17 protein-coding genes and 1 riboswitch are annotated in these 10,467 nt (G+C 70.6%); of the genes, 9 read left to right on the top strand and 8 right to left on the bottom strand.

Annotated features, from left to right (window positions below; all coding sequences use genetic code 11):
- Positions 1-93 precede the first annotated feature (93 nt).
- From DEIPI_RS0113510 to DEIPI_RS0113490, 5 genes are all read left to right on the top strand, one after another.
- Positions 94-1,257 (top strand): MFS transporter, encoded by a 1,164-nt coding sequence (locus DEIPI_RS0113510; protein ID WP_027482112.1) that lies wholly within the window; start codon positions 94-96, stop codon positions 1,255-1,257.
- Between the two features lie 72 nt (positions 1,258-1,329).
- On the top strand, positions 1,330-1,500 hold the full coding sequence (locus DEIPI_RS39835; RefSeq protein WP_169737107.1) for a hypothetical protein: 171 nt from the start codon (positions 1,330-1,332) through the stop codon (positions 1,498-1,500).
- A gap of 20 nt (positions 1,501-1,520) precedes the next feature.
- Positions 1,521-1,709 carry a hypothetical protein gene (locus DEIPI_RS31050; RefSeq protein WP_045234319.1) on the top strand — a complete coding sequence of 63 codons (189 nt, stop codon included), beginning with the start codon at positions 1,521-1,523 and terminating at the stop codon, positions 1,707-1,709.
- Complete coding sequence (locus DEIPI_RS31045) at positions 1,706-2,026, top strand: hypothetical protein (RefSeq protein ID WP_052351729.1); 321 nt, start codon at positions 1,706-1,708, stop codon at positions 2,024-2,026. The genes DEIPI_RS31050 and DEIPI_RS31045 overlap by 4 nt, the downstream gene beginning before the upstream one ends.
- 47 nt (positions 2,027-2,073) lie before the next feature.
- Positions 2,074-2,415 carry a hypothetical protein gene (locus DEIPI_RS0113490; RefSeq protein ID WP_027482111.1) on the top strand — a complete coding sequence of 114 codons (342 nt, stop codon included), beginning with the start codon at positions 2,074-2,076 and terminating at the stop codon, positions 2,413-2,415.
- Between the two features lie 56 nt (positions 2,416-2,471).
- Here DEIPI_RS0113490 and DEIPI_RS0113480 read toward each other — a convergent pair whose 3' ends face one another.
- Both DEIPI_RS0113480 and surE read right to left on the bottom strand, forming a co-directional pair.
- Complete coding sequence (locus DEIPI_RS0113480) at positions 2,472-3,095, bottom strand: hypothetical protein (RefSeq protein ID WP_027482110.1); 624 nt, start codon at positions 3,093-3,095, stop codon at positions 2,472-2,474.
- Positions 3,096-3,144: 49 nt separating this feature from the next.
- A complete protein-coding gene (surE, locus tag DEIPI_RS0113475) occupies positions 3,145-3,915 on the bottom strand; it encodes a 5'/3'-nucleotidase SurE (RefSeq protein ID WP_027482109.1) in 771 nt (256 codons plus the stop codon).
- Positions 3,916-4,024: 109 nt separating this feature from the next.
- On the opposite strand from surE, the gene DEIPI_RS0113470 reads away from it, so the two are divergent.
- Positions 4,025-4,264 carry a hypothetical protein gene (locus DEIPI_RS0113470; protein WP_027482108.1) on the top strand — a complete coding sequence of 80 codons (240 nt, stop codon included), beginning with the start codon at positions 4,025-4,027 and terminating at the stop codon, positions 4,262-4,264.
- Positions 4,265-4,886: 622 nt separating this feature from the next.
- Here the strand turns inward: DEIPI_RS0113470 and DEIPI_RS0113460 are convergent.
- From DEIPI_RS0113460 to DEIPI_RS0113440, 5 genes are all read right to left on the bottom strand, one after another.
- Positions 4,887-5,249: a DUF4180 domain-containing protein gene (locus DEIPI_RS0113460; RefSeq protein ID WP_027482107.1), complete on the bottom strand. Its 363-nt coding sequence runs from the start codon at positions 5,247-5,249 to the stop codon at positions 4,887-4,889.
- Between the two features lie 169 nt (positions 5,250-5,418).
- Positions 5,419-5,550, bottom strand: coding sequence for a hypothetical protein (locus DEIPI_RS41880; protein ID WP_281173213.1), 132 nt, complete (start codon positions 5,548-5,550; stop codon positions 5,419-5,421).
- Positions 5,551-5,746: 196 nt separating this feature from the next.
- Positions 5,747-6,655, bottom strand: coding sequence for an ROK family protein (locus DEIPI_RS0113450; RefSeq protein ID WP_027482106.1), 909 nt, complete (start codon positions 6,653-6,655; stop codon positions 5,747-5,749).
- Positions 6,656-6,919, bottom strand: a complete 264-nt coding sequence (locus DEIPI_RS0113445; RefSeq protein WP_027482105.1) for a hypothetical protein — start codon at positions 6,917-6,919, stop codon at positions 6,656-6,658. It lies immediately after the preceding gene.
- Entirely contained in the window at positions 6,916-7,335 is a 420-nt protein-coding gene (locus DEIPI_RS0113440) for an acyl-CoA thioesterase (RefSeq protein WP_045234292.1), read from the bottom strand. The genes DEIPI_RS0113445 and DEIPI_RS0113440 overlap by 4 nt, the downstream gene beginning before the upstream one ends.
- A 182-nt stretch (positions 7,336-7,517) precedes the next feature.
- Between DEIPI_RS0113440 and DEIPI_RS0113435 the strand changes: the two genes are divergently transcribed.
- Positions 7,518-7,838 (top strand): hypothetical protein, encoded by a 321-nt coding sequence (locus tag DEIPI_RS0113435; RefSeq protein WP_027482103.1) that lies wholly within the window; start codon positions 7,518-7,520, stop codon positions 7,836-7,838.
- Between the two features lie 132 nt (positions 7,839-7,970).
- Here DEIPI_RS0113435 and DEIPI_RS0113430 read toward each other — a convergent pair whose 3' ends face one another.
- Positions 7,971-8,942, bottom strand: a complete 972-nt coding sequence (locus DEIPI_RS0113430) for a CAP domain-containing protein (RefSeq protein ID WP_027482102.1) — start codon at positions 8,940-8,942, stop codon at positions 7,971-7,973.
- A gap of 76 nt (positions 8,943-9,018) precedes the next feature.
- Positions 9,019-9,153: riboswitch (cobalamin riboswitch) on the top strand.
- 141 nt (positions 9,154-9,294) lie between these two features.
- Between DEIPI_RS0113430 and DEIPI_RS0113425 the strand changes: the two genes are divergently transcribed.
- Entirely contained in the window at positions 9,295-10,155 is an 861-nt protein-coding gene (locus DEIPI_RS0113425) for an ABC transporter substrate-binding protein (protein WP_027482101.1), read from the top strand.
- Positions 10,152-10,467, top strand: a 316-nt coding sequence (locus DEIPI_RS31040) for an iron chelate uptake ABC transporter family permease subunit (RefSeq protein WP_045234291.1), incomplete at its 3' end; no start/stop codon positions are given. The genes DEIPI_RS0113425 and DEIPI_RS31040, both read left to right, overlap by 4 nt.

Genomic DNA, 10,467 nt, shown 5'->3' with positions numbered 1-10,467 from the left:
GGGCCGCCCCGGCGCACGCGCCGGGGCGGCCCGCCCGCTGCGTGAGGAGCCCCTATCGGAACCCCTCACACGCACTGGTAGAATCGTGAGAGCGTGCCCTGGAATTCCAGCCCGATCGTCCTGCGCCTGCTCGCGCTGCTCGCCCTGAGCGACCTCGTCCGTTCGGGCTTCCTCGTCGCGTACCTGCCGCTCGCGGGACGCCAGTTCGAGCTCAGCGCCGCCGACGTGGGCCTCATCGTCGGCCTGAACTACCTCGCGGACGCGCTCGCCAAGGGTCCCGTCGGGGTGCTCACCGAACGCTTCGGTCTGGGACGCATGGCCTTCCTGGGCGCCTTCGTGGGCATCGTGACGCTGCTCGCGCTGCCGCACGTGCCCTTCCTGTTCCTCGCGTGGCTGCTGTCCCTCACGTGGGGCCTCGCGTTCACGTCGCTGTGGCCGGGCGTCATGACCGCCGTCAGCCACTTCGCGAAGGAGGGCAAGCAGAGCCGCGCGCTCTCCTGGGCGAGCGTCGCCGCCGCGCCCGGCATCGTGCTGGGCGTGCTCGGCGTGGGCCTCGTGATGAAGCGCGCGCCGGAGCTCGGCTACCCCATCCTCGTCGGAACGCAGGTGGTGGCGCTGCTGCTCGCGCTGAGCCTCGTGAACCTGCGCCTGCCGCGCCGCACGCAGCGCACCTCCTCGTACCGCTGGGTGCGCGTCGCGACGCTCATCCCGGCGGCCTTCGCGCAGACGCTCGCGCCGGGTCTGCTCGTCCCGATCTTCTACCCGTACCTCGCGCGGCTCGGCCTGAGCGTCACGGATCTCCTCGCGCCCGCCGCGCTCGGCGCGGTCGTGGGCCTCGGCTGCGTGCAGCTCGCCGGACGTCTCGCGGACCGGCTGCACCCGCGCGCGGCGCTGTTGCCGGGTCTGCTGCTGCTCGGCACGACCTTCGTGCTGCTCGGCCTGCCCGGAGCGGAGAACCGTCTGTACCTCATCACCGCCGTCGGCGGGCTCGCGTACGCGCTGTTCCTCGCGGGCTGGAACGGCCTCGTGGGCCGCACCCTCCCCAAGGAGCACCGCACCGCCGCGTGGGGCACCGTCATGGCCGTCGAGGCGCTCGGCTACGCCGTCGGGCCCGTGCTGGGCGGCGTGATGTGGGAACGCTTCGGGTCGGGCGGCCCCTTCTACCTCGGCGCGCTCGTGTTCCTGCTCGTCAACCTGTACTACGTCATGCCGTGGCGGGAGGCTGCCCGGCGCCTCAGCGCCACGCCGCCCCGCTGAAGCGCCGCTCTGTGAACTCCCCTTAACGCCCCCCTGCGAATCCGCACCTCACGGGAGCCACAAGCTGAGAGCGTGAACGACGACGAACGCAACACCAACCTGCCCGATCCCGCCGACAAGGTCTCCGCCGAGGGCGAGCGTCCCGAGGGCATTCCCGAGGAGGACCGCGGCCAGAGCCCCCACGAGGATCCCGCCGACAAGACCCAGCCCGCCGAGGGTGGCGAGGCCGAGGCGAACCAGTGACCTCCGGGGACCGCGAGTCCATGGAGCGCGACCTGAACGCGGGTGACGTCCCGGCGGTCACGCCCACCGAGGACAGCGCCCTCTACGACCCGCCCGCGGGCGCGGAGGAGACGGACCGCGTGGACGCCGAGGTGGACGGAACGAGCGCCTCGCACTACGGCGCGAACGACCCTGCCCTCTACGAGGACGACGGAAGGAAGGACGGGTGAACCCGGAGCTCGCGGACACCATCGTGGCGGTGCAGGGCGGCGTCGCCCGGCTCGACCGCGCCGAGGCGGCGGGCAATGTCCGCGGCTGGCTCGGCGTGCTCGAAGGCGCGGACTTCCCGCACGCCGAGGAGCTGCGGGGCGCGCTGTCGGACCTCGTGACGAAGCTGGAGTCCGGGGATCTCGGGGACGTCACGGACGTCCTCGCGCGCCTCGGAAACCTCACGATGGCCGCGTCGAGCGCCGCGCCGGGCGCCGTGGCGCAGGACGTCATGGCGCTCGGGCAGGCCCTGCACGACGCGGCCAACCGGCCCTACTGACAGCGAGCACCACCCCGGCGCGGACGCGACCGGACGAAGGGGGAGACATGGCCGCACGCGCAGACAAACAGATCGAGGACACCATCGCCGCCCTGCAGGGCGACGTCACCACGCTCGACAACGCCACCGCCATCGAGATGCTCGAGGCGTGGCAGACCACGCTGGACGACGCCGACTTCGACGGCGCCGACGAGATCGCGGGCATCCTCGCGCAGATCCGCGCGCAGCTCGACAGCGAAGAGCCCGACGGGACACTCATCGGCGAACTTCTCGGGGACCTGTCGAACGTCACGCAGGAGGCCGCCGACGCCGCCGACGACGAGGTGTCCGGCAAGATCCAGCTGCTCGCCGACCTGCTCGGCGACACGAGCGACAGCCTCGGCAGCTGAGGCGCCGTGAAGAGGGGCGCGCCTCAGGGTGGGGCGCGTCCCTCTTCGTCGGAACGTCAGAGGCGGGGGAAACCGAGGCGGTCGCGCGGCACACGCATCCGGTCGCCGCCGCGTGGATCCGGCACGATCCGGAAGGTGCGCGGCGCGGGCGCCGCACGCTGCCCGCGAGGGGCGAGGCGGCCCGCGCGGACGTCCCGCCCGCCGAGCAGGCCCGCGAGCCGCGGGTACTTCCGCGCGAGGGCGCGGGCCTCCTCGCGCACGGCGTTCGCGCGCTGCTGCAGCGCCGCGCGGTCCTGCAGCGTGGCGGTCTGCGCGGCGCGGCGAGCGTCGCCGGGCGCGGCGCCCCCGCGCAGGGCGTCCACGTACGCGCGCAGTTCACGCTGGCGCAACGCCGCGACGTCCCGCGCGAGCGCGTCGCGGTCCGCGAGGAGCCTGTCGAACGCGGCGCGGTCGGCGGGCTGAAGCTGGTTGCGCAGTTCCAGCCTGCGCGCCTCACGGCGCAGGTCACGTGTGGCCACACCGGGCGCGGTCGGCGCCGGGGCCGCCGTGCGGGGCGCGCCGTTCTGCGTGGTGCCCGGCGCGGCGGTGCCGGGCGTGCCGGTGGTCCCCTGCGCGTGGGCGAGGGCGGCGAGGGTGACGAGGGCGGTCAGCGCGGTCGTCAGGATGCGTGTCTTGCTCATACACCCCTTGGATGCGCGGACGCCCCCGAAAGGTTCCCGGGGTCCGCCCTCAGACGGACGGGGCGAAGCCCTCCACCTCGGAGAGGAAGTCGCGGTAGGTGAGGTCCAGCTTCACGGGCGTGATGCTGACGTACCCGTCCTGCACGGCGCCGTAGTCGGTCGTGTCGGAGTATTCCGCCTTGGGGGTGCCCGCCACCCAGTAGTAGTCGCGGCCGTCGGGGTCCTGACGGCTGATGATCTCGTCCTCGTAGCGGTGGTCGCTGAGGGTCGTGACGCGCACGCCGCGCAGTTCCCCGGCGGGGAAGTTCACGTTGAGGAGCGTGCGGGGCGGCAGACCGCGCGCGAGGACCTCCTGCGTGAGCTTCGCGGCGTAGCGGGCGGCGTGCGTGAAGTCGAACTCGCCGCTCGGGATGGACGCCTGCGAGAACGCGATGGAGGGCACGCCGAACGCGAGGCCCTCGATGGCGGCGGCGACGGTGCCGGAGTGCGTGAGGTCGTTGCCGAGGTTCGGGCCGAGGTTGATGCCCGACACGACGATGTCGGGCTTCCCGACGAGGTGCACGCCGAGCACGACGCAGTCGGCGGGCGTGCCGTCCACGCGGTAGGCGGGGATGTCGCCGAAGCCCGCGCTGGCGGTGTGCTTGAAGCGCAGGGGACGGCGGATGGTGATGCCGTGACCCACGGCGGACTGCTCCACGTCGGGCGCGACGACGGTGACGTCGCCGATCTCGGCGAGGGCGAGCCCGAGGGCGCGGATGCCGGGGGAGAAGATGCCGTCGTCGTTCGCGATCAGGATTCGTTTGCGGGCGGTGTCGGTCATGTCGAGCCAGTCTAGTGCGTTTGCCCGGGCCCTTCCGGGTCCAGGGAGGCTCAAGGTGCGGCGGGCGCGTCCCCACGTCCCTCAGGTGGGGCCGTGCGAGCGTGACCGCATGAGCGATTCGGCGCACATCATCACCCTGAGGCGCGGCACGGACTCCCTGTCGGGAACGGTCGTGGAGAGCACCCTGCCGGGCGTGGAGCACGGGACGGAGGTCGTGATCGAGTACCTCGGCGCGGCGCGCGACGAGTACCGCATCACGGTGGGCGGCCCGCACGGCGAGACCTACCCGGCGCTCTACGACGGCGAGGCGGACAACGTCATCACGTACCGGGTGACGCGGGGCGAATAGTCGCGGGTGTCGTACGAAGTCCGGTGCGCTTCTTTCGCACTGGAGTGGATCACCTCCTTTCCGCGCCCGGTGTTGCGACGCCGGGCGTTTTGTTTTGCTGTATGGTCGTTTGCCTACGAGAGGGCACGAGCGTACCGGGGTGAGCGTCAGCGTCGAACGGCAGCCTGTATAGACAATAGCGTTGAAGATGGAAACAAAGAGGAGGGAACATGTCTAGACGATATGTTCCCTCCTTGTCCTGCGAGCGGGTTTCAACGGGCGAGAGGCTTTAGGTCAGCAGTTTCAGGAGTTCGATCACTGCGTGGACCAGGGCGGTGAGGACCGTGATCAGTCGAATGACCTCGATCAGGCTCACTTTCCGGGCCACGCAGGATCTGGTAACCTTACGACGGTTCGCCTTAGGATTACCTCCTTTCCGCGCCCGGAGCTGCTATCTCCGGGCGCTTTCACGCGGAGATGCAGCCCTCGTCCCGTTGTCATGATGCCCATCCCGAAGGACACATGAACGGTACTGGCGAAAAGAATACTTGTCAAGTTGTATAGACGAGGCGAAGGACAAAAAACAAAACCTCGCACGACAGATCATGAAGCAGCGCGAGGTGACGAAGAACCTGTCGATCTTTCAGCGCAGGAGCCACTGCTCTGCGTCATCGAGTGAGCTGAACACGCCGAAGGTCCGGCCCCGGTTCGACTCGCGCGCGAGCTCCACGAAGCGTTCCCCGTGCCGCGCGACGTCCGGTTCGACGAGCGCGACGCGCAGGCCGTAGTTCGAGAACTTCTGCAGCGCGGCCCCCGCGAGGCCGGAGCTCAGCCGGAAGAAGGCGTCGTCCAGCACGCCCGGATGCAGCAGCAGCCGGTCCGTGTCGTGCTCGCGGCCGAGGCTCACGAGGTCCAGCACGTCCCGCTCCGTGACGAGGGGCGACGCGCCCGGCGTCACCTCGACGTAGCTCCCGTTGTCGCCTGCCCGAACGAGGCGGTGGTTCATGGTCTCCTCCGTGGCCGCGAGGCGGCCGGGTTCGAGCGTAGCAGGCGGCCGGGACGTGGTCCTGCGCCGGGCGACGTACGCGCGGTGGCGGACATGAAGAGAAGGGGACCTGCCTTGCGGCAGGCCCCCTCTCTTTGTCCGGCGGGCCGGGTTCAACGGGCGAGAGGCGTCAGATGAACAGTTGCAGGAACTGTGTCAGCGCGTGAATCAAGCCAGTGAGCGCGAGGATCAGGTGCGTGACCTGTTCCATGCTCACTTTCTCGATCGCGCGTGACGTGGTAGCCTTATTGCGCGTACGCATAAGACCACCTCCTTTCCACGCCCGGAGCTGCTACTCCGGGCGCTTTCACGCCAAAAGTGCAGCCCTCGTCCCGTTGTCATGATGCCCGTCCCGCAGGACACATGAACGGTACCGGCGAAAAGAATACTTGTCAAGTTGTATAGACCGGGCGTTCCAGCAAGAAACGCCCGGTCTATACAAGCAAACGACGCGCTGTTCAGTCGCCTTCCACGGTCGCGCGTGCCGTCAGGGCCGCACCGATCACGCCCGCGTCCGTCCCGAGCGCCGCGCGGCGGATCACCACGGGCGCGAAGTCCCCCACCGACTCGTCCGCGAAGCGCTGCACGCCCTCCAGGAAGTACGCGCCCACCTCCGCGACGCCGCCGCCGAGCACGAACACCTCCGGGTCGAGGAACTTCTGCACGTCCGCGAGCGCCACGCCGATGAAGCGCATCGCGTTCTCCACGATCCGCCGGGCCTTCACGTCGCCCTCCTGCGCCAGCGAGAACACCTCCGCCGTGCTCACGGGCCGCCCGAACGCGAACGTCGCGTCCCGCGAGATCGCCGTGCCGCTCGCGACGGCCTCCAGTGCGCCCGACACGCCGCTTCCCGCCACGGGCCCCGACGGCAGGGACACCACGTGCCCGATCTCCCCGGCGATCTTGTTGAAGCCGCGCCAGACCTTCCCGCCCAGCACGATCCCGCTCCCGATGCCCGTCGAGACCGTCACGTACACGCTCGACGACGTGCCGCGCGCCGCGCCCAGCACGGCCTCCGCGAGCGCCGCGGCCTTCGCGTCGTTCTCCAGCACCACCGCCTGCCCGAGCTTCTCGGACAGGTACGTCACGATCGGCACGTCCTTGAAGCCGTAGATGTTCGGCGCGAACTTCACCTCGGTGTACTCGCGGTTCAGCGGTCCGGGCACGCCGAGGCCCACCGCGGCCTCCTCCGGGAACTCCGCGCGCAGTTCCGTCACGCCCAGCACGATCGCGTCGAGGACGCTGCGCCAGCCGTCGCGTGGCGTCGGCACGGAGCGCCGCGCGAGCAGCGTGTCGCCGCGCAGCACGCCGTACGCGATCTTGGTCCCGCCGACATCGATTCCGATCGTGGTCGTCTCGCTCGTCATTCAGTCTCCCCCCAGAATGTCCCGGGCGTCGCGCTCCTGCACCTTCGGAACGTACAGGCCGACCGACCCCATGTACCCCCCCGTCTCGATCTCGATGACGGGCGTGTAGATCACCCACTGGAACGGCGTGCGCAGCACGCTCACCACACCGGACGACTCCAGCAGCCGACGGTACGACTCCGCGATGATCCTCGGGAACTCGCCCACCAGCACCCACGTGTCCCCCTGGAACGTCACCTCGACGCCGAACGAACCGCCCGTCACGGCAGGCCCGCCAGCACCACCCGCTGCTCCGCCGTGAGCGGCACGGGACGGCGCGTCGCGAGGTCCACGTGCACCTGCACGGACCGCGCCTCCGCCGCGAGCGTGTCGTCGTCCGCGAGGACACGGTACACCAGATCGAACGAGGAGTTCCCCACGCGCGAGCAGCGCATCTGCACCCGCACGCGCTGCCTCAGCGTGATCTCGCGGCGGTAGTCCACCTCCAGACGCGCCACCACGATCGGCAGGGACACCCCGCGCCGCGTGAGCTCGTCGAGGAAGGCGAGCCGCGCCGTCTCCAGGTACTGCGCGTACGCCACGTTGTTCACGTGCCCGAGGGAATCCACGTCACCGAAGCGCATCTGGATCTCGGTCGTGTGAGAGGCCGCCCAGCCGGCGTCCTGTTGCAGCAAGGTCATCGGCCCAGTGTATAGCCATGAGTGGAGAGACGCGTCAAAGGTCAAGGCTTGAGCGAGGGGCCGTCCCCGAGCGTACGACGGCTGCCATGAGTGGAGAGACGCGCTCATACCGACCTTCCACACGTGAGATGCGGCGTCCTGACCGCTCATCGCGCGCTTCCAATCTCCGCTAGACTGACCGCGTGAGCAAGCCCCCGGTCCTGATGATCATCGCGAGCGTCCTCGCGGGCCTCGGCATCATCCAGATGACCTTCCTGATCGGGCAGAGCCTCTACCGCTCCTACGAGTGGACCCGCGAGATCCGCGTTCTGCGCGGCGAGGTGCACCAGCTGCGCCTCGACCTCCGCACCCTCGGCGACGTCGAGACGCGCGCCGCCACCCCCGACTACCTGCGTGAGCTCGCCCGCTGCCAGGGCTTCGTCGGCAGCGAGGAGGACGTCGTCGTGGACGAGCGCGCCACCACCGCCGCGCAGGGAAACTGCCAGCCCGTCCGTCTGCCGTGACGTCCGGCCCCTCGCTCATGCCCGGTGCGTCCGCGTGGCTCGACGGGCTCGGGGGTGGCCGTCCGCGCTTGGGCGTCGTACGCTCGCGGGCGGCCGCTCGCTCCTGCCTGGGGCGCCCGCGTGTCTCTCCACTCATCTGTTCCCGAACACCTGAGTCCAGTACGTCCCGTACGTCGTCCCGTCGCGCGTCACGTACGACAGGCCGATCTCTTCGTAGTCGCCCATGATGTTGCGGCAGTGGCCGGGGCTCTGCAGCCAGCCCGTCACGACCTCCTGCGGGGTCTTCTGCCCTCCGGCGATGTTCTCCGCGACCTTCGTCCACGCGTAGCCGCTCGCGCGGGCGCGGTCGCCGGGCGCGCTGCCGTCCAGGGCGCTCACGTGATCGAAGTACCCGCCGAAGGCCATGCCCGCGGACTGCGCGCGCGCCGCCACGTCGAGGTTCGCGTTGCGCCGCAGGGGTCCCCGGACGGGTCCGCCGCCGAACCTTTTCGCGGCGCAGTCGTAGCCGCGGGCGCGGGCGTCGTTCGTGAGGCGCAGCACCTCCGCCTCGAAGGCCGCGTTCCCGCCGAGCTTCCCGCTCGTGAAGCGCACCTCGCGCGACACGGTGCCCGTGCGGCCGGGCAGGTCGAGCCGCACGACGTTCTGCCCGTCCGGGACGGTCACGGGCGAGCCCGTCACGGGGCGTCCGTTGAGCGTCCATCTCGGCTGGGCGGGCGCGTACACGCGGCTCCCCGCCTCCGAGAAGACCGCGCGGCCCTCGCCGAGCCCGAGGAGCAGGACCACCCGCGCCTGCTCGGGGCCCGCGTCGCGGACCTGCACGTCCATCGCGCCGGTGTAGCGCCGTCCGTCCGAGTTCACCGTGACGGTCACGCGGTACGCGCCGGGCGTCCAGAAGGTGTGCGCGGGCGAACCGCCGCGTGTGGAGGTCCCGTCCCCGAAGTCCCAGGTGACGTCCGCGTCCGCGGGGAACGGCGACGTGAAGGTCACGGTGAGCGGCGCGAGGCGGTCCTGCGCGGCGCGCATGCCGAAGCTGAGGTCGAGGGCGGGCGCGCTCCCCGCGAGGAGCAGGGACGCGAGGGCGAGGACGAGGGGACGGGAACGCACGCCTTGAGTATGCCTTCACGCGCGCCTCAGTGGTGTTTCATTTCGCATATCCTCACGCGCCGCGCGGGAACGCCCGGTACGGCGTGATAGATTGGGGCCGACGAGGACAGGGGAAGCCGGTGCGAACCCGGCACTGTCGCGCAACGGTAAGCCTCGGCGCCCCAGGGGGCGCGGGACGAGTCCGAATACCTTCCCGTCCGGTCCCTTCCGGGACCGCCCGCCTGACCTCTCGCGAAAAGGGGGACGCCGAGCAGCGACGTTGCCGCGTTCTCCGCCCCCCGTGGGCGGACGTTCTTTTTCGGGAAGGTCTCCGTCCGCGCCGCCCCGAGGCCGCCGGACTCCAGGAGCCCCCATGTACAAAGTGATCCTCACGCTGTCCCTGCTGGCCGTCTCCGGCGCGCAGGCCACCCGCTACCCCCTCACCGTCACCGACGACCTCGGCCGCAAGGTCACCGTGAAGGCCGAGCCGAAGCGTATCGTCAGCCTGCTGCCCAGCAGCACCGAGACGGTCTGCGCGCTCGGCGCCTGCGACCGTCTCGTCGCCGTGGACGAGTACAGCGACTTTCCCGCGCAGGTCACGAAGCTTCCCAAGGTCGGGAGCCTCTACCAGCCGAACGTGGAGGGCATCGTCGCGCAGAAGCCCGACCTCGTGCTCGTCAGCAAGTACGGCGACCTCGTGCCCGCGCTCGAACGGGCGGGCGTCACCGTCGTCGCCGTGAATCCCGAGAAGTACGACGAGGTGTTCTCCAAGACCCTCGTGATCGGCAGGCTCCTCAACCGCGAGACGGCCGCGAAGAACGTCGTGGCGAAGCTCCGCGCCGACATCGCCCGGGTGGAGATCCTCACGAAGTACGCCCGCAAGGTCCGCACGTACTTCGAGATCGACCCGACGCCCTACACGGTCGGCCCGAACTCCTTCATGGGCGTGCTGCTCACGAAGGCGGGCGCGGAGAACGTGATTCCCGCGAACCTCGGGGACTTCCCGCAGATCAGCCCGGAGCTCGTCGTGAAGCAGAATCCCGCGCTGATCCTCGGCGTGGACCTCGCCACGGCGGCCCGGCGGCCCGGCTGGACCACCATCGCCGCCGTGAAGGCGGGCCGCGTCCGTGACGTCCCGAAGGACCTCAACACCATCCTCGGGCGGCCCGGCCCACGTCTCGGCGAGGCGCTCCTGGGGCTCGCGCGGATCATCCACCCCGAGCTCTTCCGGTGAAGCAGGTCGCGTCGCCCCGTTCGCCCGCGCGTCCGCGCGTGGGCCGGACGGGCGCGCTGACGCTGGGCCTCGGTGCGCTGCTCGTCCTGACGGTGCTGCTCGCCGTGGGCCTCGGCGGTGTCACCGTGCCGCCCGGGGAGACGCTCTCCGCGATCCTCGGTGGGCTCACGGGCCGCGAGCTCAGCGGCAACGAGGTGATCGTGTGGCAGCTGCGCCTGCCGCGCGTCGTGCTGGGGCTGCTGGTCGGCGCGAGCCTCGGGGTGTGCGGCGCGGCCTTCCAGGGCGTGTTCCGCAACCCCCTCGCGGACCCGT

This window comes from Deinococcus pimensis DSM 21231 (assembly GCF_000519345.1).
Lineage (GTDB): Bacteria > Deinococcota > Deinococci > Deinococcales > Deinococcaceae > Deinococcus_A > Deinococcus_A pimensis.
This window is presented reverse-complemented; position numbering and strand designations above follow the sequence as displayed.